19 protein-coding genes and 2 pseudogenes are annotated in these 22,132 nt (G+C 70.3%); 6 read left to right on the top strand and 15 right to left on the bottom strand.

Going from position 1 to position 22,132, the window contains the following annotated elements:
* Window positions 1-113 precede the first annotated feature (113 nt).
* From B9S57_RS03985 to B9S57_RS03925, 13 genes and pseudogenes are all read right to left on the bottom strand, one after another.
* A complete protein-coding gene (locus tag B9S57_RS03985) occupies window positions 114-1,886 on the bottom strand; it encodes a LamG domain-containing protein (protein ID WP_103514129.1) in 1,773 nt (590 codons plus the stop codon).
* A 119-nt stretch (window positions 1,887-2,005) separates the two neighbouring features.
* Entirely contained in the window at window positions 2,006-2,185 is a 180-nt protein-coding gene (locus tag B9S57_RS03980) for a hypothetical protein (RefSeq protein WP_103514128.1), read from the bottom strand.
* A gap of 161 nt (window positions 2,186-2,346) precedes the next feature.
* A complete protein-coding gene (tsaE, locus tag B9S57_RS03975; RefSeq protein WP_103514127.1) occupies window positions 2,347-2,868 on the bottom strand; it encodes a tRNA (adenosine(37)-N6)-threonylcarbamoyltransferase complex ATPase subunit type 1 TsaE in 522 nt (173 codons plus the stop codon).
* 19 nt (window positions 2,869-2,887) lie between these two features.
* Window positions 2,888-4,099, bottom strand: a complete 1,212-nt coding sequence (locus B9S57_RS03970; RefSeq protein WP_103514126.1) for an alpha/beta fold hydrolase — start codon at window positions 4,097-4,099, stop codon at window positions 2,888-2,890.
* A gap of 61 nt (window positions 4,100-4,160) precedes the next feature.
* Window positions 4,161-5,315 carry an alanine racemase gene (gene alr / locus B9S57_RS03965; protein ID WP_103514125.1) on the bottom strand — a complete coding sequence of 385 codons (1,155 nt, stop codon included), beginning with the start codon at window positions 5,313-5,315 and terminating at the stop codon, window positions 4,161-4,163.
* A gap of 61 nt (window positions 5,316-5,376) precedes the next feature.
* Entirely contained in the window at window positions 5,377-5,763 is a 387-nt protein-coding gene (locus tag B9S57_RS03960; RefSeq protein ID WP_103514124.1) for a DUF488 domain-containing protein, read from the bottom strand.
* A 64-nt stretch (window positions 5,764-5,827) separates the two neighbouring features.
* Window positions 5,828-7,279, bottom strand: coding sequence for an NAD(P)H-hydrate dehydratase (locus B9S57_RS03955; RefSeq protein WP_103514123.1), 1,452 nt, complete (start codon window positions 7,277-7,279; stop codon window positions 5,828-5,830).
* A 4-nt stretch (window positions 7,280-7,283) separates the two neighbouring features.
* A complete protein-coding gene (locus B9S57_RS03950) occupies window positions 7,284-7,652 on the bottom strand; it encodes a holo-ACP synthase (protein ID WP_103514122.1) in 369 nt (122 codons plus the stop codon).
* 12 nt (window positions 7,653-7,664) lie between these two features.
* Window positions 7,665-9,512: a glutamine--fructose-6-phosphate transaminase (isomerizing) gene (gene glmS, locus B9S57_RS03945; RefSeq protein WP_103514121.1), complete on the bottom strand. Its 1,848-nt coding sequence runs from the start codon at window positions 9,510-9,512 to the stop codon at window positions 7,665-7,667.
* A gap of 81 nt (window positions 9,513-9,593) precedes the next feature.
* Complete coding sequence (locus tag B9S57_RS03940) at window positions 9,594-10,085, bottom strand: hypothetical protein (RefSeq protein ID WP_103514120.1); 492 nt, start codon at window positions 10,083-10,085, stop codon at window positions 9,594-9,596.
* 187 nt (window positions 10,086-10,272) lie between these two features.
* Complete coding sequence (locus B9S57_RS03935) at window positions 10,273-10,881, bottom strand: hypothetical protein (protein ID WP_146057706.1); 609 nt, start codon at window positions 10,879-10,881, stop codon at window positions 10,273-10,275.
* A 43-nt stretch (window positions 10,882-10,924) separates the two neighbouring features.
* Window positions 10,925-13,108 (bottom strand): hypothetical protein, encoded by a 2,184-nt coding sequence (locus B9S57_RS03930; protein WP_103514118.1) that lies wholly within the window; start codon window positions 13,106-13,108, stop codon window positions 10,925-10,927.
* A pseudogene (locus B9S57_RS03925) lies at window positions 13,108-13,387 on the bottom strand (hypothetical protein). The gene B9S57_RS03930 and the pseudogene B9S57_RS03925 overlap by 1 nt, the downstream one beginning before the upstream one ends.
* Before the next feature lie 467 nt (window positions 13,388-13,854).
* Between B9S57_RS03925 and B9S57_RS03920 the strand changes: the two are divergent.
* Together B9S57_RS03920 and B9S57_RS03915 are read left to right on the top strand one after the other, a co-directional pair.
* Window positions 13,855-14,469, top strand: a complete 615-nt coding sequence (locus B9S57_RS03920) for a DUF5753 domain-containing protein (RefSeq protein ID WP_219818545.1) — start codon at window positions 13,855-13,857, stop codon at window positions 14,467-14,469.
* 14 nt (window positions 14,470-14,483) lie between these two features.
* Complete coding sequence (locus B9S57_RS03915; RefSeq protein WP_103514116.1) at window positions 14,484-14,639, top strand: DUF397 domain-containing protein; 156 nt, start codon at window positions 14,484-14,486, stop codon at window positions 14,637-14,639.
* Window positions 14,640-14,702: 63 nt separating this feature from the next.
* Here B9S57_RS03915 and B9S57_RS03910 read toward each other — a convergent pair whose 3' ends face one another.
* Window positions 14,703-16,157, bottom strand: a complete 1,455-nt coding sequence (locus tag B9S57_RS03910; RefSeq protein WP_103514115.1) for a DUF234 domain-containing protein — start codon at window positions 16,155-16,157, stop codon at window positions 14,703-14,705.
* Window positions 16,158-16,359: 202 nt separating this feature from the next.
* Here B9S57_RS03910 and B9S57_RS03905 point away from each other — a divergent pair.
* The 4 genes and pseudogenes from B9S57_RS03905 to B9S57_RS03890 all read left to right on the top strand — a co-directional run bounded on the left by B9S57_RS03905 (window position 16,360) and on the right by B9S57_RS03890 (window position 20,572).
* Window positions 16,360-16,924 (top strand): annotated as a pseudogene (locus B9S57_RS03905) (RNA polymerase sigma factor).
* A complete protein-coding gene (gene coaA, locus B9S57_RS03900) occupies window positions 16,921-17,913 on the top strand; it encodes a type I pantothenate kinase (protein ID WP_103514114.1) in 993 nt (330 codons plus the stop codon). The pseudogene B9S57_RS03905 and the gene coaA overlap by 4 nt, the downstream one beginning before the upstream one ends.
* Window positions 17,914-17,932: 19 nt before the next feature.
* Window positions 17,933-18,865, top strand: coding sequence for a DUF389 domain-containing protein (locus B9S57_RS03895; protein ID WP_103514113.1), 933 nt, complete (start codon window positions 17,933-17,935; stop codon window positions 18,863-18,865).
* A gap of 153 nt (window positions 18,866-19,018) precedes the next feature.
* Entirely contained in the window at window positions 19,019-20,572 is a 1,554-nt protein-coding gene (locus tag B9S57_RS03890) for a PH domain-containing protein (protein ID WP_103514112.1), read from the top strand.
* A 7-nt stretch (window positions 20,573-20,579) separates the two neighbouring features.
* Here the strand turns inward: B9S57_RS03890 and glmM are convergent, their stop codons facing one another.
* Complete coding sequence (gene glmM / locus B9S57_RS03885) at window positions 20,580-21,938, bottom strand: phosphoglucosamine mutase (RefSeq protein WP_103514111.1); 1,359 nt, start codon at window positions 21,936-21,938, stop codon at window positions 20,580-20,582.
* Window positions 21,939-22,132 lie beyond the last annotated feature (194 nt).

Raw genomic sequence — 22,132 nt, 5'->3', positions numbered from 1 at the left:
GGAAGAGGTGAGAGGTACGCCGGGCCCTGGTGCGGGCGCGGGCTGATGCTGTCGGCGGTGCGTACGCCGGGGCCGTGCGCGCCGGGCGGACCCGGTGCGCACGGCCCGGTCGCTCAGTCGCCGACCGTCTCGTCGATCTGCGCGGACGAGGCCATCGCTCCGGCCCACACGCGCACGTCGGAGAGACCGGCGGGCAGGTAGTGCTTCCAGGAGCCGCCGTCGAAGGCCTTGCCGAGGGCGAAGTCGCCGGCGCCGGCCTTCGCGGTGAAGGCGGTGTCCGAGCCGTTCTGGTTGTGACCCAGATAGAGGCTGATGGCGCCGGCCTGCGCGTCGAACACACCGGTCAGGCGGACCGGGCTGTCCAGCTCGGCGATCGCGTCCGAGGTGACGGAGCTGAACGTGCCGTCGCTGTTGAGGCGCCCGAAGTGCCAGACCCCGACGGCGACGGTCCTCTCCTCGAACGTCTCCTCGTCGAGAACGGTCTCCTTGCCGGTCACTTCGTACCAGAGCCCCCAGGCGGAGCCGTCGGCCGCGCGCTGCCCCAGCACCTGGCCCACGGAGCCGATGTCCCGGGCGGCCAGCTTCGCGCCGTCCAGGGCGACGGCCGTGGTCACGGTGAACGATCCGGTGTCGTCCCCCAGGGGACCGGCGGATGTCGCCGCGCCGTCGGTGCCGTCCAGGACGAGGGTGCCGTCCTGGAGCGTGGCACCGCCGGACAGGGCCAGGGCGTGGCCGTAGCCGGAGGCGGTGTCGGGCACGGTGGTGCCGCTGCCGGACGTCGGGTCCCAGGCAGCCGTCAGCTCGGCGCCGTTGAACCCGTCGCTGGTGGCGAGGGCGGCGTCGTCGGCCACCTCACCGCCGGTCAGGGCACGCTGCCACGCCGTCGCTTCGTCGACCGAGCCCCGCACGTAGTCGGTGTAGGTGTCCTTCCAGAAGGTCCGGCCGAACTGCATCGGCCCGTCGGCCGCCCACGCGGTCGTGTACGCGGCGCTGCCCTGGAGCCGGCCGTTCACGTAGAACCGCAGCTCCTTGGCGGGGGCGTCGTACACCCCGGCGATGTGTGTCCACACCCCGAGTGACGCCGGGTTCTTCGCGGCGACCCGCTGGTAGGACCAGGTGCCGTCGGCAGGCGCGTCGCTGTCCACGGCTCGGAAGGTCCAGGTGCCTTCGTTCTTCTCGTAGCCGAGGTAGAACGGACTGCGGTGGGCACCGTCCTGGCTCAGCACGGTCCGGTTGCGTGAGCCGTCCGTCAGCCGCACCCATGCCGAGACCGTGTACGAGGACCGTGTCTCCAGCACCTGTCCGTCGGTCGCCGCGTAGCCGGTGGAGCCGTCCAGCGCGAGGCCCTTGTCGGTGACCGGCGTGTCCAGGAGCGTGCCGGAGGCATCGCGGGTCAGGACGCCGCGGCGGCCCTGGTCGTCGCGGGTGGCGCCGCCGTTGAGGGCGGCGTCGTGCCGGGTGGAGCCCGCGGCGGTGCCGGAGTCGCCGGCGGCGCCACCGGACTCGACGAAGTGCCAGCGGCCCACCGGTCCGTCCCCGGCGGCGACGAGGAAGTCCAGGACGCTCTGAGCGCCGGGTCCCGTGGTGTCCTTGGCGCGGACCGCGATCCGCTTGGTGCCGGCGGTGTCCGGGGTGACGGTCACGGTCGCCTCGGCGCCGCTGCCCGAGCTCGTCCACTCTCCGTCCGGCTCCAGGCGGTAGTCGTAGCCGGTGACGTCGGAGTCCGCACCGTCCGGGGTGAGGGTGAAGGTCGCCGCCTCATCAGGACCGCCGTGCGGCGCGCAGGCGTCGGCGGTGCACTCCGTGTACGGCGATCCGATGCTCACCTGCGGGGCGTGCGGCCGCTCGGCGTCTACCTTGAAGTAGCACCAGCCGGTCACGCTCATGCTTGTGAGGCACGGGACACGACACCCGCGCTCGTGCCGCGTGGAGACGACGCGCGACGGTCGGCCCGGAGGTCCTGAGAGGCGACGCGCGGGCCGGCCCCACCCGGGGAACTCCGCCCTCAGGCCGCGTCGCGCCCGGCGTCCCCGGTGTCGTCGTCCGCGCTCTCGTCGCGCGGCGGGGTCGAGACCGCCGTCGCGGCGGCGCAGGAGGCCAGCAGGTCCTTCATCGACAGCGCGGAAGCCGACGGTGGCTCCGCCTGCGGCGACTGCGGCTGCACTTCACGCTCGGATGCCGGCATGGATGCCTCCTCGGGCTTGGGCGAGGGGCATGGTTAGGCAGACCTAACCAGTCCCTCCCACCATGTGACCACGGCGAGCCTCCCTCGCGCAACATTTTACCGACCGCCTGTCGGAAAGCGTCGGGAAATCCTGCCCCCGAGCCGTCCGGGGGGGGCGGCTCTCAGAGCGCTGTCAGCTCCACGCCGAGCCCCGCCCAGCGCGCACCGATCCCCACCAGGGTCACCGTGCGGCGTTCGTCGTCGGTGTCGCCGACGGCGCGGTCGATCACCACGCGCAGCCGGTCATCCGACAGCTCCTCGACCTTGCCGTCGCCCCACTCCACGACGATCACCGAATCCGGCAGTGAGACGTCCAGGTCCAGGTCCTCCATCTCGTCGAGGCCGCCGCCCAGGCGGTACGCGTCGACGTGCACCAGAGCGGGCCCCGTGCCGAGAGGCGGATGGACCCGGGCGATGACGAAGGTCGGCGAGGTGACGGCGCCCCGCACCCCGAGCCCTTCGCCGAGACCGCGGGTCAGGGTGGTCTTGCCCGCGCCGAGCTCACCGGTGAGCATCACCAGGTCGCCGGGGGCCAGCACACCGGCGATCCGGCGGCCCAGCTCCTTCATCTCCTCGGGGGACTCGACGGCGACGTCCAGGGTGACGGCGCCCGGTGCTGCCGGGCCGTCGTGCGCTGCTTCCATGCCGACCCACGTTAGAGGATCAGCGCGCCTCGGCCGGAACGGCTCCGATCCGTACGAGCAGGTCCGCGAGCCGGTCGGTGACCGTCACCGGGTGTTCCAGCATCACCAGGTGCCCGGCGTCCGGCACGATGACCAGCTCCGCGTCCGGAAGCTCGTCCGCGATGACCTCGCTGTGCGAGCTGGGGGTCACGAGATCCTTGTCACCGGCCAGGATGAGCACCGGGATACCGCCGAACGCCGGCAGGGCGCCGCTCTTGTCGTGCTCGGTGAAGGCCGGATAGAACTCGGCGACCACATCGATCGGGGTCGACTCGATGAGCCGCTCCGCGAACCGCGCGACCGCCGGGTCCACGTCCCGCGATCCGAACGAGTACCGCTTGATCAGCCCCGCGAACAGGTCGGCGGTGGCCCGTCGCCCCCGCTCCACCAGTTCCGTCTGCGAGCCGAGCGCCTTCAGCACCCCGGGCAGCACCCGACGCACCGCGTTCACGCCCGCGACCGGGAGCCCGAAGTTCACCTCGCCGAGCCTTCCGCTCGACGTCCCGACGAACGCGACTGCGGCCACCCGGTCGCGGATCAGTTCCGGATACCGGTCGGCGAGCGCCATCATCGTCATGCCGCCCATGGAGTGCCCCACCAGCACCACCGGGCCCTCGGGAGCCGCCGCGTCCAGGACCGCCTTGAGGTCGCGGCCCAGCTGGTCGATGCCGACCGGTACACCCTCGGCCTGCGCCCTGCCCCGCTCGGAGCGGCCGTGGCTGCGCTGGTCCCAGTGGACCGTGCGGACGAGCCCGCGCAACGCCGCCCGCTGGAAGTGCCAGGAGTCCTGTCCGAGGCAGTAGCCGTGGCTGAAGACGACGGTCAGGGGCGCGGGGTCCTTGCTGCCGAAGAGCCTGCGCCGGCGCGGCCCGGAGCCCGCGGGGGCCTTGCCGGCACGGCTCGTACCGCCGTCCGGCTCGATCTCGTCGACCTCGTAGTACAGCTCGGTGCCGTCGTCGGCGACGGCCCTGCCGGGCAGCCCCCGCAGGGACCCGTACGGTCCGGAGGCGTCCAGCGCGAGACGCGCCTTCTTGCGCATGCCGCGGCCCACGGTGAGCCGCTCGACGGCGACGCCCGCGGCCGCGCCCGCGGCGATGACGCCTATCGCCGCACCGGCGATGCCCGCCCGGCGCCAGCCGGCCGCCGCGACGGCCGCCGTCGCCACCACGTCCTCCGCGCTGGTCTCGCTCACCGTGCCGCGCTCCTTCGTCGTCGTTGTCGTCGCCGGACCATGGTCCTTGCCTGACCGGGGCTCAGCCCCGGCCGGAGTCCTCGTGGAGATGGACGCGGGGGACGCGCGCGCCGATGCGTGTGACGATCTCGTACGCGATCGTGTCCGCCGCCACGGCCCAGTCCTCCGCGCTCGGCTCGCCCCGGTCCCCCGGCCCGAACAGCACCGCCTCCGCGCCCGCCTCCAGGGTGTCGCCCTCCAGGTCGACCACGAACTGGTCCATCGCGACCCGGCCCGCGATCGTGCGTACGGCGCCTGCGACGAGGACGGGGCCCCGCCCCGACGCGTGACGCGGGATGCCGTCCGCGTAGCCGACCGGCACCAGGGCGAGCGTCGTCTCGGCGGAGGTCGTGTAGTGGTGCCCGTAGCTGATGCCGTGCCCGGGGGGCACCTGCTTGACCAGCGCGACGGACGCCGCGAGCGTCATGACGGGGCGCAGCCCGAAGTCGGCCGGGGTGCCCAGCTCGGGGCTGGGCGAGATGCCGTACATCGCGATCCCGGTGCGTACGAGGTCGAAGTGGGACTCGGGCACCGTGAGCGTCGCCGGGGAGTTGGCGATGTGCCGGACCTCGGGCCGGACGCCCTCCTTCTCGGCGTAGGCCACCATGTCGCGGAAGACGTCCAGCTGGGCGGCGATCGACGGGTGGCCCGGCTCGTCGGCGCAGGCGAAGTGCGACCAGAGACCGGTGACGCGCAGGATGCCCGCCTCCTCGGCGGCCCGGGCGGCCGTGACGAGTTCCGGCCAGTCCGCGGGCTGGCAGCCGTTGCGTCCCAGGCCCGTGTCGGCCTTGAGCTGGACCCGGGCCGCGGTCCCCGCCTCCGTGGCGGCGGCGACGAGCTCCTCCAGGGCCCACATCCCGCTCACCGAGACGTCGATGTCCGCCTCGACCGCCTCGCGCCAGGGGCCGCCGGGCGTCCACAGCCAGCACATCACCCGGCCGCCGATACCGGCGGCGCGCAGCGCGAGCGCCTCCTGCGGCGTGGCGGTTCCCAGCCAGTCCGCCCCGGCCTCCTGCGCCGCCCTGGCGCAGGGCACCGCTCCGTGCCCGTACGCGTCGGACTTCACCACGGCCATGAGCTGCGCCCCGGACGCCCGCGCACGCAGGGCGCGCACATTGGCGCGCAACGCGGCGAGGTCGATCTCGGCACGGGCTCTCAGGGTCGCTGTCTCGTTCATCGCGCCCAGTCTCTCAGAGCCGTACGCCTGTGCCCTCGACCTCCCGTGCCCGGTGAGGCGGTCAGCGGTGGTCGAGGGCGTGCTCCAGATGGTCGACGAGGACCGGGACATGGCTGGTGGGGACGTCCTTCACGGCGGTGACGAGGGTGACGGCGCCGCCCTTGCGCAGCAGGGCAAGCAGCCCCTCGACGGCCTCGGTGTGGGCGGGGTCGCCGAGCTCGGTGCGGTAGCGGTCCACGAAGTCGTCGTAGCGGTCCCCCGTGCGGTCCTCGTGGTACCAGGTCCGGAGCTCCTTCGAGGGCGTCACGTCCTTGGCCCACAGGTCGACCGCCGCGTGTTCCTTCGAGATCCCGCGCGGCCAGAGCCGGTCGACCAGGACGCGGGTGCCGTCGTCGTCCTCCGGCGGGTCGTACACCCTGCGTACGCGTATGCCGCTGCCGCTGCCCACGACCGATCACCGTCCGTCCCTGTCGCTCCGGCCCGCACTGCCCGGGCCTTCGTTCCAGCCTGGATCAGGCCCGCACGTCCCGCCAGGCCGCCGGCAGGGCCTCCGCCACGTCCTGCGCGGACACCGGTGCACCGTCGGAGGCCCGGCGCGCCGCGAGCCCGTGCAGATAGGCGCCGACCGACGCGGCGTCGCGCGGTGCGAGGCCCGCCGCGAGCAGCGAACCGGTCAGCCCGGACAGCACGTCGCCGCTGCCGGCCGTGGCCAGCCAGGACGTCCCGGTCGGATTGACGCGCACGGGGGAGTCCCCCTCCTCCGCGACGAGGGTCGTCGAGCCCTTCAGCAGCACCGTGGCGCGGTACCGCGCGGCGAGTTCCCGTACGGCGGCGAGCCGGCCCGCCTCGACCTCCTCGCGGCCCACCCCGAGCAGCGCGGCGGCCTCGCCGGCGTGCGGGGTGAGGACGGTGGGTGCGGTCCGTCCGCGTACGGCTCCGGCGTCCATCAGCCGCAGCCCGTCCGCGTCGACCAGCACCGGGACGTCCACGGCCAGCACGTCGGAGACCGCCCCGGCCGCGGCCGGGGAGTCGCCGAGCCCCGGCCCGACCACCCAGGCCTGCACCCGTCCGGCCTTCGACGGCGGTCCTGGATGCACGAGTGTCTCCGGGAAGCGGGCGATCACCGCGTCGGCCCCGGAACCCGCGTAGCGCACGGCCCCCGCGCCGCCGTGCAGCGCCCCGGCGACCGCGAGGACGGCCGCGCCCGGGTACCGCTCCGAGCCGGCGGCCACTCCGACGACCCCGCGCCGGTACTTGTCGCTCTCGGCGCCGGGCACGGGCAGCAGGTCGGCGACGTCGGCGTACTGGAGGGCCTCCAGCTCCGGCCGCGCGGGCAGCTGCGCCGCCAGGCCGATGTCGACGAGCCGGAGTGCGCCCGCGTGCTCGGCAGCCGGGTCGATGAGCAGCCCCGGCTTGTACGTACCGAAGGTGACGGTCGCGTCCGCCCGCACGGCGGGGCCGAGCACCTGGCCCGTGTCGGCCTCGACCCCGCTGGGCAGGTCCACCGCGAGCACGGGCGCGTGTCCCCGGGTGACGGCGCGCACCAGGGCCGCGGCACCGGGCCGCAGGCCGCCGCGGCCCCCGATCCCGGTGATGCCGTCGACGACGAGGTCGACGGGGCCGAAGGCTCCGGGGTCAGGGCCGTCGAGGAGCTGCCCGCCGGCCTTCAGCAGAGCGTCCAGCGCCGCCCGGTGGACCTTGTCGGGTGAGGTCAGCAGGGCCCGTACGCCGGCCCCGCGCCGGGCCAGCCGGGCTCCCGCGTAGAGGGTGTCCCCGCCGTTGTCGCCGCTGCCGACGAGGAGGAGGACCCGTGAGCCGTACACCCGGCCGTTGCGCCGGAGCAGATCACCGCAGGCCACCGCGAGCCCGGCGGCGGCGCGCTGCATGAGCGCCCCCTCCGGGAGTCGTGCCATCAGGGCCTTCTCGGCCGCACGTACGGTCTCGACGCTGTAGGCGTGTCGCATACGCTCAACCCTCCGCGATCACCACGGCCGACGCCACCCCCGCGTCGTGGCTGAGCGACACGTGCCAGGTGCGTACGCCGAGTTCGGCCGCCCGCGCCGCGACCGTGCCGCGCACCTCCAACCGGGGCCTGCCGCTCTCCTCGACGCACACCTCCGCGTCGGTCCAGAGGAGCCCGCCGGGTGCGCCCAGCGCCTTGGCCAGGGCCTCCTTGGCGGCGAACCTCGCTGCCAGCGAGGCGATCCCGCGCCGCTCCCCGCCCGGCAGCAGCAGCTCCCGTTCCACGAAGAGCCGCTCGGCCAGCTGCGGCGTACGCCCCAGCGCGGCGCCGAAGCGTTCGATCTCCGCCACATCGATCCCGACCCCAATGATCACGCGCTCACTCACTCACTCGACTGTCACGGACTTCGCCAGGTTGCGCGGCTGGTCCACCTCGTTGCCCCGGGCGGTCGCCAGCTCGCAGGCGAACACCTGCAAGGGCACCGTGGCGACCAGCGGCTGAAGCAGCGTAGGCGTAGCCGGGATCCTGATGAGGTGGTCGGCGTACGGGACGACCTCCTCGTCGCCCTCCTCGGCGATGACGACGGTACGGGCGCCGCGCGCCCTGATCTCCTGGATGTTCGACACGATCTTGTCGTGCAGCACCGAACGGCCGCGCGGGGACGGCACGATCACGACGACCGGCAGGCCCTCCTCGATGAGGGCGATCGGCCCGTGCTTGAGCTCCCCGGCGGCGAAGCCCTCGGCGTGCATGTAGGCGAGTTCCTTGAGCTTCAGCGCGCCTTCCATGGCCACCGGGTAGCCCACGTGCCGGCCGACGAAGAGCACCGTGTCGTGCCCGGACAGCGAGCGGGCCAGCTCACGCACCGGCTCCATCGTCCCCAGCACACGCTCGACCTCGCCGGACATCGCGGAGAGCTGCCGCACGACGGTGCGGATCTCGTCGCCCCACTTGGTGCCGCGCACCTGTCCCAGGTACAGCGCGACGAGGTAGCAGGCGACGAGCTGCGTCAGGAACGCCTTGGTGGAGGCGACGGCGACCTCCGGACCGGCGTGCGTGTAGAGGACGGCGTCCGACTCCCTCGGGATGGTCGACCCGTTCGTGTTGCAGATGGCGAGGACCTTCGCCCCCTGCTCACGGGCGTGCCGGACGGCCATCAGGGTGTCCATCGTCTCGCCGGACTGCGAGATGGCGACGACGAGGGTGCGCTGGTCCAGGATCGGGTCGCGGTAGCGGAACTCGCTGGCTAGCTCGGTCTCGCAGGGCAGCCGCGTCCAGTGCTCGATGGCGTACTTGGCGATCATTCCCGCGTGGAAGGCGGTGCCGCAGGCGATGACGACGACCTTGTCGACCTCGCGGAGCACGCCCGGCGCGATGCGCACCTCGTCGAGGTGGAGCGTGCCGGAAGCGTCCACCCGGCCGAGCAGTGTGTCGGCGACGGCCTTGGGCTGGTCGGCGATCTCCTTGAGCATGAAGGAGGCGTGGCCGCCCTTCTCGGCGGCCGAGGCGTCCCAGTCCACGTGGTACTCGCGTGTCTCCGCGGCGAAGCCGTCGAACCCGGTGACGGTGGCACCGTCCCGGCGCAGCTCCACGACCTGGTCCTGGCCGAGCTCGATGGCGTCCCGGGTGTGCGCGATGAAGGCGGCGACGTCGGAGGCGAGGAACATCTCCCCCTGTCCCACGCCGACGACGAGCGGCGAGTTCCGCCGTGCCCCGACCACCACGTCGGGCTCGTCCGCGTGCGCCGCGACGAGGGTGAACGCACCCTCCAGCCGCCGGCACACGTCCCGCATGGCCTCGGGCAGATCGCCGCCGGCCGAGTACGCCTCGGCGAGCAGATGGGCCACCACCTCGGTGTCGGTCTCGGAGGCGAGGTCATGCCCCCGTCCGGCCAACTCCTCGCGCAGCGCGGCGAAGTTCTCGATGATCCCGTTGTGCACGACGGCGACCCGGCCCGCGTTGTCGAGATGCGGGTGGGCGTTGATGTCGGTGGGCCCGCCGTGCGTGGCCCAACGGGTGTGCCCGATCCCGGTGTTCCCGGCCGGCAGCGGCCGGTCCTTGAGCTCCTTCTCCAGGTTGAGGAGCTTGCCCGCCTTCTTGGCGGAGGCCAGCCCCCCGTCCGCGAGGACGGCGACCCCCGCGGAGTCGTACCCCCGGTACTCCAGCCGCTTCAGCCCCGCGACAACGACATCCTGCGCCGACTGCGCCCCGACGTATCCCACGATTCCGCACATATCGGCACCATAAGGCCGCAGGGTGGTGGGGGACAGTAGTGATGGTCCACGCGCGGGCGATGTCCGCATCCGGTCAGGTAGTCAAGCGAACCGGGGTAGCTCGGAGGGGAGCGTTCGCACTTCCTGGCATCCCTGAATCCTGTAGTTGTATCTCAGCAGCTCGTAGGCGAAGTCGGTCACCGCCTGACGCAGTTCGTCCCCCGTCACCGCCGTATCGCCGATCGTTCTCGACTCGACGATCAGCCCGTAATCCTGCCGGGCCGCTCCGGACTTCTTCCCGGTAGGCGTACAGGGAACGTAGAGGAAGGCCTGGGTTGCGTAGGACACCGCACGGATGCCCTGAAAGTCGACTTCGAGCTTGCTCGCGTCCGCGTCCTCCTCGACCCCTTCCAGCCACTCATCCGCGGAAATATCGTGGACCGCGCCGTCACCGGAAAGGATGGAATCCTGACTACGCGTTTTCACATTGCAGGAGAACAGGAAATTCTCTCCGACCCCGTCGACCTTCCTCCCTCGCTCGCGAGCGGTCATCGTTCCCGGGAGAATCGTGGCCGCTATGTCCCGGTCAAGCACCCCCGAACAGACCCTTTCTGGCAGACGGTCGGCTCCCTTGGTAAAACCTGTATATATCCGAAGATTCCTGCTGCCACAAGAACCAAGCCGACAAGCGCCTGCTTTGCCATTTTCCTTTGAATCGCTTCCACAATCGCACTCCACAATCTTTGACCGCTCCCGGCTCACGATGGAATCAAGCACCCCATCATTTGAAGCGGGGAAGTGCATCGGAGAATTCCTGACCTTCTTGGCACTCTTCGACCTGGTAGGTGTGCCGCAGGATCTGATACGCGAAATCGGCCACGCGCTGCTGAAGTTCGACGCCTGTCACCCGCGCGTCCCCGATAGTCCTCGCGTCGGCGATCAGTGCGTACGACTGCAACGGCTCCTGCCCGTTTTGGTCCGGCCGAGTGCAGGACACGTAGACGGAGACGCCATCGAAGGTAGTGATCACATCGACCCCCTTCGCCCGCACCTCACGTGGTTCCTGATCCCCCTCGGAATGGACCTCGCGCCACTTGGCCGATGTGACGTCGTTGATCTGGACCTCCCCGGAAAGAATAGAGTCCTGGCTACGAGTCTTGACGTAGCAGTAGAAAACCGTTCCCCGGGAATTCGAATACGCGATTCCCTTTTCCCCGCGCTCCGAAGCCGTAATCGTATTCGGAAGGACGTCGGCCGCGATCTCCCGGTCGACAGCGCCCGAACATACCTTGGCAGGCAAACGGTCGACACCCTTGGTGAAAACCTCGATGTACCCGAAAACTCCGGCAACGACGACGCCCAGACTCAGAACGACCCGAATCAGGACCATTCTCCTCGCTCCGACCCGGGGGACAATGAGCACCTCTCCCTCGTCACGAGCTTGGCCGGGCACTGCTGTCCTCCAGGTTCGTGTCACTGTCCGCCCACCCGGCGTTCATGGATTTGCGGACGATGTCTTTGGTGCCGTCCACCGGAAGATCCGAGTCGTGCCTCTTGATGGCGTCCTCGACCGACGTCTCGGTCTGCACCCGGGCCGAAGAAAGATCCTTGTCAAGGCCCTGCCCGGTGACGTAAAGAGCGTTGTCCAGCGCGCCGTCCATCTCGCGCCCGCCCATGAGGCGATCGACCGCCATACCCACGATCCCACCGAAAAAGCCACCCCCTGCCGCTCCCACCATGGCACCAGACAGGTTCTGAGGCGCCAGGGCGACGGAGCCAACTCCAACGCCCGCCGCCATCACGGACTTGAAGAAGTCTCCTTGCGCCTTGACGGCTTCGTTCTCACTCTTCTGAGCCGCCAAGTCCGCTGAAATGCCAGCATCGGCGACCGAATGTCCCACGATTCCCTCGATGAGCCCTGCGTTGTGACTCACGGCTTCGATGGCCTGAGACGTTGGGCCGCCGAAGAGGGAAGGCGTCGATATATGAGCTTCAAGGAGACTGCTCGTGTAGATACTTTCGCCCATATGAATCGCAGCTCGGCCGTTGTCATCACGGGCGACCTCGTACAGAAATCTCCTGACATCCGTAGGGGACGATAGCCCGTCCCCGTCCGCACTGTTAGTGAGGAAGATGGATTCCGCGCCCTGACCCGCCAGCGACCGGCTGATCTCAGGCATGTACGCGGCAGCCATGTGACCGAAACTCGCACCCATGGCTTTGTCCACGAGGTCGGCCCCGCTGCCAGGCTGGGCGACGGCATGCATGACGTTTCGCATGATTTCGACCTGTGCCTTGCTATGCGGGGCAGGCTCTGTCGGCACCTCGCCGAATGACACACTGGTGACAGCAGCCTCAAGTACATGTCCCACCGACTCCCCCCTGTCCGTGTACCTGGTGCTCTGAAGTACATGTTCAAGGACGGATTTGTCGTCGAAGGTGTTGGTTGCCGCTTCGGCATTGTGCGAGAGGGCGTCCATGAAGCCGGTCATGGGGTCACGTCCGTTGCCCTTTCCGAAAACCATGTCCGCCGACTGGTCCGGGGACGTCCACACGTCGTTGGTGTTCATTCCGGCGCTGCCCGCCGGAGCCATGTCCGACCTGAGGAGCTTCTTCCCGTACTCGTCGAGGAATTCGCTGTCGTACTTGCCTTGACTCATCAGGCTACTCATGACCTGGAAGCCGATGGCCCCGACCGCGCCCTTGAGAGGATTGGCCGGGTCGGCACGGAAGTTGGTGTTCCCCTCGTTGATCAGGTCGTGCTTCCACTCCCTCATCGGAACGGAGTCGGAGTACGTCGCTGATGCGAGGGTCAGGCTCAGGTTCTTCTGCAGATCCTGGAGCTCTTCCAGCTTGGAGCCCTTCACCCCCGCGTACCGGTCCGTGACTTCGGCCCAGAACTGCAGGGTGTCCTTCGGCCCTGCCGCAAGCGCAAACCGCTCCGAGAACAATGGATCCTGGCCGTACTTCTCGAGGCGCGCGTTCAGCCTGGCCAAGTCTGCAGCCGTACGGTCCTCGGGGTCCTTCTTCACGATCTTGGCCATATCGTCCGCCGCCTTCATCGCATCAGCGGCAGCGTCACGGTCCTCGTAGGAAGGCCCGCCGGAGAATCCGTACTCGGCATGGTTCGCCAGCGCCTTCAGCACTTGGCCGGCGGTGCTGTCGCTCTCTGTGGCCTTGGCGAGTATGCCCTGGAGCTCGTCTCTCAGCAGCGTCATCGCCTCTTTGCTGCCATCCGGTTCCGGGTGCACGTTCACGTAGACGGTGAAGCCTCCACCCTTCGCGCCGACGACGGAGAGGTGTTTGTCCCAGTCCCGGTCGATCGCCCGGTTGAGTTCGTCGCGGTAGCCCACGAGCTCACCTCTGGTATCGCGAAGAATGTTGCGGATGCTCGTGGCCTGCTTGACTGCGTCGGCGAATTCGCCTGCCGTCCTGTTAATGAACTCCCTCGAAACGGAAGCGTTCACCCCGGCCCAATTCGCCCTGTTCGCCTTGGCCCGCAGATCGTCCCGCGCCCTCTTCTCCATCTCCGTAAGGCGCTGAATCACTCCGGTCCAGTCCTCCACGGCAGTGCCGAGCGCAGCGAAATTTCCGTGCCGAAGCGCTTCGATGTCCATCAGGACTTGGTCCCCTCGTCGAAGCCCTTGTCCAGCGTCGCGATGCTACTGACCGTGGACGCGATGAAATGCTCGTCGCCCCGATGCGCCTTCTTGGTGAAGTCCATGTGGTTCGATATAGGCACTGTCCCCGATCGCGGCCAAGTCCTGCTGGTCGACGGCCAGGTCACCCTGCTGCCCACCGCCGCCCCCGCCTTGGTTCGGCGCTTGGTTGAGCTGCATGTGCGCGGTTCGCCCCTGCGCCGCTGTTTTCAGCTTTTCCCACTCATCCCAGGCCATGCCTGATCACTTCCCCCGGTCAGTACCAGTGCAGAGCACCCCTGCGAAGGAACCTAGCAAAGAGAATTCCGCACGACCAAGATTTCGAGGCAATCTCATGCTCCTGGGGGGCGGAACCACAACGACCTATTCTGGTGATACCCGACAGCTTCACCGCAGTTCACACCCACCCCGATGTAGTCGGATCGCCCTCGCGGCGGGCACAGGTCCCGGGGTCCCGGGACGCCACGACGAGCGTTAACTCTCGCAAAGCAACCCAAAACACACGTCGGTATCACGCCACGCAAGCGGCGTCGACAGCTTTGGAGTGCCGAAGCAGCAGCGACAGCTGACCGGGGCGCATCCTGCGCGCCGGGCGCGCACCGAGTCGGAACCCCAGGCGTTCGTGAAGGCTGAACCGCTCAAAGTTTGAGCCGCTCCTACTCTACGACTGCGCCGACGCGTCGCTGATCGAAGCGCTCTGCACGATGACGGGCGGAAGAACCCGGGGTTGGTGGGATGAGTACCGCGACCACCTTCCTGTCGCGCTGGTCGACCTCGCAGAGCTTGAGCACCACGCGGTGGAGCTCAGGGTGTGTCTTGTCATCCACATTCCCGCGCTTCTCCAGACCACCGACCACGCGCGTGCGCTGTTCCGCGAAGTGGCCCCGCCGCTCCTCCCCTACGAGGTGGAGCACCGGCTGTCCCACCGCATCAAGCGGCAAGGCGTTCTCCACGGCGACCAGGCCGTCAGGTACACAGCCTTGATTCACGAGGCTGCCCTGCGCATGGGGTTCGGCGGGCGCGACATCGTGCGCGCCCAGCTCCAACACCTGATGGACATTGGGGAACGCGACAACATCACCACGAGGGTCATCCCGTTCGGAAGCGGCTTTCCCGGCACCGGTCAGTCCATCGACTACCTGTCCGGTCACGTATCGCAACTGGACACGGTGCAACTCGATACCCATCACGGCTGCGAGTTCCTCGACGCACAGTCCCAGCTGACCAAGTACCGCTCGGTCCTGGACCGCATGGAAACAGCGGCTCTGACGCCTGTCGCGTCACGCGACCTCATCCACCGGCTCGCGCGACAGCTTTGACAAAGGAGAAGCAAGTGCCCGCCCTTCAATGGCGAACGTCCTCCTACAGCGGTGACGCCTCCAACTGCGTCCACCTGGCCATCGCCCCCGACGGAACCGTCCGACTCCGCGACAGCAAGGTCCCCCGGACCGTCGTCGCCACAGCCCCCACGCCCTCCAGCACTTCATAGGCGCCGTGCTGGCCGGGACCTTGGAACGCACCGAGCCCGCCGGGATCGCCCCCAGCAGCATGTTCACCTCCACGCGGCGACCACGTCCTCCGGCCCCCAGTGGGCAGCCAGCCCTTCGACGGGCGCCCCGGTCGTCGGCCGACGGCTGACGCAGACGAGGGCCGCGTCCTGTGCGCCCGGCACGTGTCGAGCCGCTGCCGCGAGCTCTGCGAGGTCGTGGGCCCCGAAAGGGGTCTCGTCCCGCCACTTCACTGATCCCACGAACGAGACGTGACGGGCCACAGGCTCCGCGTCCGCGCCGATGAGGTCGATCTCGGGATTGTTCTGCCGGTTCCACCAGCCGCCCATCTCGGTCGCCTCGGGGAACAGCCCGTCCGGTACCCTCCGGGCGAGCGCCTCCCTGATCACCGGCTCGATCGCACGCCCCCGCCACGACGGCCAGGACCGCTGGATCCGGGCCGCCGACACGTCACCCCGGCCACGCTCCGCCTGCGCGACGGCGTTCTCCAGATGAGCCAGCCAGAACCGCAGATACGTGTCGGCGATCCGGTAGCGCTTGAGCTTGGGAGCGGGCTTGGCGGACAACGGTGGCTCGGCGGCCACGATCCTCTTGGCCTCGGTGAGCTCCGCCAGTATCGGCGCCAGGGTGCCGTGTGCCAGCGGCCGGCCGTCCGCGCCTCCTGTGCTCGCCGCGATGCCGGAGAAGGTCCGCTCGCCGGAGCCGATCGCCCGGAGCACCCGGCCCGCCTGCAACCGTGCCGGGAACTCCGCAGCCAGGGAACGCTCGCCCGTCGTCAGCAGCACGGATGACGGGTCCCCCACCTGACGTGCCAGATACCCGGCCACCGACTCACCGGCCCGCCATTCGGTCACCAATTCGGGAAACCCCCCGGTGACCAGGTAGGCGTCCAGCGCGTCCGCAGCATCGAGTCCGGTGGAGTGCTGCACGTCGGCCGGGTTCAGCGGTCCCACGGTGTACTCACCCGCCCGCCCGTAGAACGGATGGTCGTACGACGTCAGCCGGTCCATCATCGCCAGATCGGAGCCGAGCAGCAGCAGAAGCACGGGCTTCGCGGACAGATGCATGTCCCAGACGGTCTTGAGGGCAGCATCGAACCCCGCGTCCGCTTCCTCGAGCCACGGCACTTCGTCCAGCACGAGGAGCACCGGCGCGTCCACGGGCAACGCCGCTGCCACTGCGGCGAGCGTACGGACCCAGTCGTCGGGAGCAGCGGCATGCGCCAGAGCAGCCCCGTGCTCCCGCATCCCTTCGCCCTCGGCGACCGCGTCGAACAGCGCCCGCCGGGAAAGGGTCGCGGGAAGGCCACGGGTCGCCTGGAAGAACACATACGGCAGCCCCGAGCGTGCGCAGAACTCCTGCACCAGCCGGGTCTTCCCGATCCGCCGCCGACCCTTGATCACCAATGCCTGCCCAGCACTGCCGCCCGCGGCAGAGGTGATCTTGTCCAGCCAGGAACCCAGAACCCGCAACTCGCGACCGCGTCCGGCGAAGGCCATCGCAAACCCCTTAAGTCGGATCCACTCAAAGTATGAGCCACTCCTACTTTACAACGCTCGTGAGCCGGCCCCTTGCCCCGGCCGGTCCGTGAACCTTTCCCGCCCCTGCGGGCAACAGGCGGGTGCCGGACTCACCGACCGGACCGCTGGAGGCGCTGTGCCCGGAAGACGACCACCACCGGGCGGTCCGGACGACGCCGAGATGATCGCCGGGTCCCTCGACGATCCGGAGCTCTTCGCAGGGCTGTACGACCGCCACGCGGCGGACATCCACCGGTACGCCGCCCGCCGCCTCGGGGAGGGCGCGGCGGACGACATCACCGCCGAGGTGTTCCTCGTCGCGTTCCGTACGCGCGCCCGCTACGACTCCTCCCACCGCCTCGCCAGGCCCCGGCTGTACGGCATCGCCGCCAACCTCATCGGCAGGCACCGGCGCAGCAGGGTGCGCGCCCTCAAGGCCCTGGCGCGTACCGGGGAGGACCCCGTCGCCGCGTCCTGGAGCGAGCGCTCGGACGACCGGATCGCCGTCCAGGCACCACTGGCCGGCACGCTCGCCGCGCTCTGCCCCGAGGACCGGCACGTGCTGCTGCTGGTCGCCTGGGGCGGACCTGGGCTACCAGGAGGTGGCCGACGCGCTGGGGATACCGCTCGGCACCGTCCGCTCCCGCCTCAACCGCGCCCGCAGCAAGGTCCGCGAGGCGCTGCGCACCCACGTGACCGACCCCACCCCCCACTCCGCCGCAACTCCCGCGACAATGAGTACGTGATCACTTCGCCCGCACGGAGCACCCGCCGCACCGAGCACGCGCCGACGCCCTACGTCGACCTGACCCGGGACGAGTGGAGCGCACTGCGTGACAAGACTCCGCTGCCGCTGAGCGCCGAGGAGGTCGAGAAGCTGCGAGGGCTCGGTGACGTCATCGACCTCGACGAGGTCCGGGACGTCTATCTGCCGCTCTCCCGGCTGCTCAACCTCTACGTCCAGGCCACGTCCGGCCTGCGCGGCGCCCTGAACACCTTCCTGGGCGACGCGGGCAACGGGCACGGCGAGCAGCGCGGTACCCCGTTCGTCATAGGGGTCGCCGGCAGCGTCGCCGTCGGCAAGTCCACCAGCGCCCGCATCCTTCAGGCGCTGCTGGCGCGCTGGCCGGAGCACCCCCGGGTGGAGTTGGTGACGACCGACGGGTTCCTGCTGCCGATGAAGGAGCTCGAGGCTCGGGGGCTGATGTCGCGCAAGGGGTTCCCCGAGTCGTACGACCGCAGGGCGCTGACCCGGTTCGTCGCCGACATCAAGGCCGGCAAGGACGAGGTGACGGCCCCCGTCTACTCCCACCTGATCTACGACATCGTGCCGGGCGAGCGGCTGACCGTACGCCGCCCCGACATCCTGATCGTCGAGGGGCTGAACGTGCTCCAGCCGGCGCTGCCCGGCAAGGACGGCCGGACCAGGGTGGGGCTCGCCGACTACTTCGACTTCAGCGTGTACGTCGACGCGAAGGCCGAGGACATCGAGACCTGGTACCTCCACCGCTTCCGCAGGCTGCGCGAGACGGCGTTCCAGAACCCGTTCTCGTACTTCCGCAAGTACACCCAGGTCTCCGAGGCGGAGGCGCTGGACTACGCGCGCACCATGTGGCGGACCATCAACAAGCCCAACCTGCTGGAGAACGTGGCGCCGACGCGCGGCCGTGCCACTCTGGTGCTGCGCAAGGGCCCGGACCACAAGGTCCAGCGTCTGTCGCTGCGCAAGCTCTGACTCCGGAAAGGGTGCACCCGTGCTGCATCTGCGCCTCTTCGTGCCCTCCGACCGCACCGACGAGGTGGTGGGGCTCCTGGAGCGGACCGTGGGGACCGCTCATGTCGCGGTGCTCACCGGAGCGGCGCGGAGCCCCGCGGGCGATGTGGTCCTGTGCGACGTGGCGCGTGAGGCGGGCGACGAGCTCATCGGCGACCTGCGGGACCTGGGCATCGACGACTGCGGTTCGATCAGCGTCGAGAACATGGACCTCACCCTGTCCAGGCGCGCCGACGAGGCCGAGCGGGCGGCACCGGGCGAGGGTGCGGACGCGGTGCTGTGGGAAGAGCTGAGCGAGGTCACCAACGAGGAGTCGACCTTCAGCGCCACCTATGTGACCTTCCTCGCCGTCGCCACGATGCTGGCCGCCTGCGGAGTGATGCTGGACAACGCGATCCTGATCGTGGGCGCGATGGCGGTGGGCCCGGAGTTCGGTCCGCTCGCCGGGATCTCGACGGCGCTGGTGCAGCGCGCGCCGAGGCTGGTGGTGCGGTCGCTGTGGGCGCTGATCGGCGGCTTCGCGGTGGCGATGGTCCTGACGGCCGGATTCTCCTGGCTGATGGACGCGTTCGGCCTCTTCGAAGAGGACATGGTCACGGCGAAGCGGCCCCAGACCGGATTCATCTGGCACCCGGACTGGATGTCCTTCGTGGTGGCCCTCCTGGCAGGGATCGCCGGGACGCTGTCGCTGACCTCGGCGAAGTCCGGTGCGCTGATCGGTGTGGCCATCTCGGTGACCACGGTGCCCGCCGCGGCCAACGCCGCCGTCGCCTTCAGCTACCAGGACCTGAACCAGACCTGGGGGTCGTCCGTACAGCTGCTGGCCAACCTGGGCGGCATCATCCTGGCCGGGACGCTGACGCTGCTGCTCCAGAAGGCGTTGTGGAGGAGGCGCAGGACAGCTCCCGCCTGACGGGGGCGCGGCGGTGACCTGACGGGGTGTCACCGGCTCCGGATGCGCCGGTGGCCGGGCACCCGACGGCGCGGGTCCGGCAACGTGGAGGGGCGCGGCGCTGCCGCACCCTGCACACGCGCGGCCGGCCCCGCCCGTGACACGATCCGGCGCATGACCGAGCCCCAAGACGTCGACTGCCGTCCCGCGCCGGGCCGCGCCCTCCCCTACCTCATCGGGCTGGGAGCGGCCGGCGTGGTCCTGGCAGCCGTACGGGCGGTGCTCCGGGGCACGATCGTGGACGGGTGGGCGCTCGGAGGTCTCTCGACCGCCCTGGTAGGTCTCGGGTGCCTCTACGTGGCTACCACCCGCGTGAGCGCCGACGCCCACGGGATCCGCTCCCGGACTCTGCTGCGCCGCCGGAACACCCCGTGGAGGGACATCGACGACCTGGGCGTCTACATCCAGTACGGGCGCAATCAGGAGATCCACCGCGTCTGCGTGATGCTGCGCGACGGAAACAGACGTCGGCTGCCCCTGCCGATGAGCGGGTCCTCGGCCGACCGCGCGGAGTTCGACGCGAGACTGGACGCGCTCCGCGCGCTGCACCGCCGTCACGGAGACCCCCGGTCGAGCCATGTCCCCGTCCTCTCGTCCCGCACCGCCGGGCGCGGCTCGGTCCTGGCGCTGCTCATGTGCGCGCTGCTGCTCGGGGGTGCGGGCCTGGCCGCCTGGCTCGTACCGATCGTCCAGGAGGAGAGGGCGGCCTGGCGGTCGGCCACCGCGTGCCCGGCCGGAACGCCCGCCTCGCGGCGCGGTGAGTGCCGGAGTACCGGGCACGCGGTGATCGCACGGGCCGAGGTCACCAGGGGCCGAGGAAGCAGCTGGCTGTACTTCGCCGACGGCCGGCCACTGGAGCGTCTCGCCGTCTCCCGCGAGGGGGCCCGTGGCTTCAGGCCCGGCGACGAGGTCCGGGTGACCGTCTGGCGGCACCAGGTCAGGGAGGTCATCGGCCACGACCACGCGTGGCGCGAGCACTTCACCGGCAGCGGGGAGGTGGCCGTCATCGCCGCCGGGTGCGCCCTCGCCGCGGGCTGGCCCGGTGCCCGGGTCCTGCAGCGCCGGCGTGGACGGCGGCTCCCCGACGACGAGGTCCTGCCGTCGGCGCTGCCGTTCACCGGGGCGATCGTCGGTACGGCTCTGTGGCTGCTGCCGCTCTGCTACCGGCACCCCACGTCCCTGTCCGGCTCCTCCGGGGCCCTCGCCTGGGCGGTCTCCGGATCGGTGGTGTCGCTGGGGCTGTTCACCTGGGCCTGGCACGCCACCCGTGTCCGTGCACCCCAGGACACCGCGCCCGCCGGTGGACGGGCCTCTGCCGGGGAGGAGTTCGTGACCGCCCGCTTCCTCGACCACACGGACTACAACCCGAACGGCTTCGGCAGCCACATCGCCCTCGGGGACGGAACGCCCGCCGTGGTCCCCGGCCGGGGACGCTTCGCCGCGCGGCGGATACCGGCGGACCGGCTCACCCTCAAGGCCGTACGGCGCGTCCGGGGCAGCGACGGCGACACCGTCCCCCGGAGCTGGCACATCGCCGAACTCGACGACGCGGGCCGGCCGGTCCGCCTCGCGGCCGCCCCGGCCGACCTCCTCCGCGTCACCGCCGAGCTGGAGCGGGCCGGGAGCCGGAGGGACCCGGCCATGGAGCCGGGTCCCTCCGGGAGTTGAGTGCGCGTCAGCCGAGCGCGGACTTCACCACGTCGGCCAGCTGTCCGGCCACGGCACGCGCCTGTTCCAGATCGGCCGCCTCGACCATCACCCGTACGAGCGGCTCGGTGCCCGACTTCCGCAGGAGCACGCGCCCGGTGTCACCCAGCTCGCGCTCGGCCTGGGACACCGCCGTGGCCACCTCGGGCGAGGTGTCCACCCGGGACTTGTCGACGTCCGGCACGTTGACGAGGACCTGCGGGAGACGCCGCATCACACCCGCCAGGTCGGCGAGGGTGCGTCCGGTGGCCGCGACCCGGGCCCCGAGCATCAGGCCGGTCAGCGTGCCGTCACCCGTCGTGGCGTGGTCCAGGACGATGACGTGGCCGGACTGCTCGCCGCCCAGGGCGAAGCCCTCGGCCTTCATCGCCTCCAGGACGTAGCGGTCACCGACGGCGGTCTGGACGAGGCGGATGCCCTCCCGCTCCATGGCCGTCTTGAAGCCGAGGTTCGACATGACCGTGCCGACGACGGTGTCCTTGCGCAGTTGACCGGCCTCGCGCATCGCGAGGGCGAGCACCGCCAGGATCTGGTCGCCGTCGACCTCCGCGCCGGTCGCGTCCACGGCCAGGCAGCGGTCGGCGTCGCCGTCGTGCGCGATGCCGAGGTCGGCGCCGTGCTCGACGACGGCGGCACGCAGGAGATCCAGGTGGGTGGAGCCGCAGCCGTCGTTGATGTTCAGGCCGTCCGGTTCGGCGCCGATGGTGATGACCTCGGCCCCGGCACGGGCGAACGCCTCGGGCGAGACACGGGCCGCAGCACCGTGCGCCTCGTCGAGCACGACCTTCAGACCGTCGAGCCGGTTCGGCAGGACGCCGATGAGGTGGGCGACATAGCGGTCGACGCCCTCCGCGTAGTCGGTGACCCGGCCCACTCCGGCGCCGGTCGGGCGGGCCCAGGGCTCGCCGGTGCGGTGCTGCTCGTAGACCGTCTCGATGCGGTCCTCCAGCTCGTCGGCGAGCTTGTGCCCGCCGCGGGCGAAGAACTTGATGCCGTTGTCCGGCATGGCGTTGTGGCTGGCCGAGAGCATGACGCCGATGTCCGCACCGAGCGCGCCGGTGAGGTACGCCACGGCGGGGGTGGGCAGCACCCCGACACGGAGGACGTCCACGCCGGCGCTGGCCAGGCCCGCCACGACCGCGGCCTCCAGGAACTCCCCGGAGGCACGGGGGTCCCGGCCCACCAGCGCGGTCGGCCGATGCCCCTCGAAGGTGCCGGCCTCGGCCAGTACGTGCGCCGCCGCGACCGAGAGTCCGAGCGCGAGCTCGGCCGTCAGGTCCGCGTTGGCGACACCGCGCACGCCGTCCGTGCCGAAGAGTCGTCCCACTGGTGTCCTCCGAAGGTGCTCCGAAACCGCAAAACCAAACTAATCAAAACAGGGCAAAGCGAGGCAAGGTATAGCCCAACGGAGGGCGTGCCCGAGATCGCCAGCCCTATAAAAGTGCAAACGTCTAAAGCCGTTATACGCCCGCAAGGGCTGATAGACGAACGCCCCGGCAGCACGAGGTGTGCCGCCGGGGC

The organism is Streptomyces sp. SM10 (assembly GCF_002910915.1).
GTDB lineage: Bacteria > Actinomycetota > Actinomycetes > Streptomycetales > Streptomycetaceae > Streptomyces.
The sequence above is the reverse complement of the archived record's forward strand: the minus strand, read 5'-3'. Positions and strand labels throughout refer to the sequence as shown.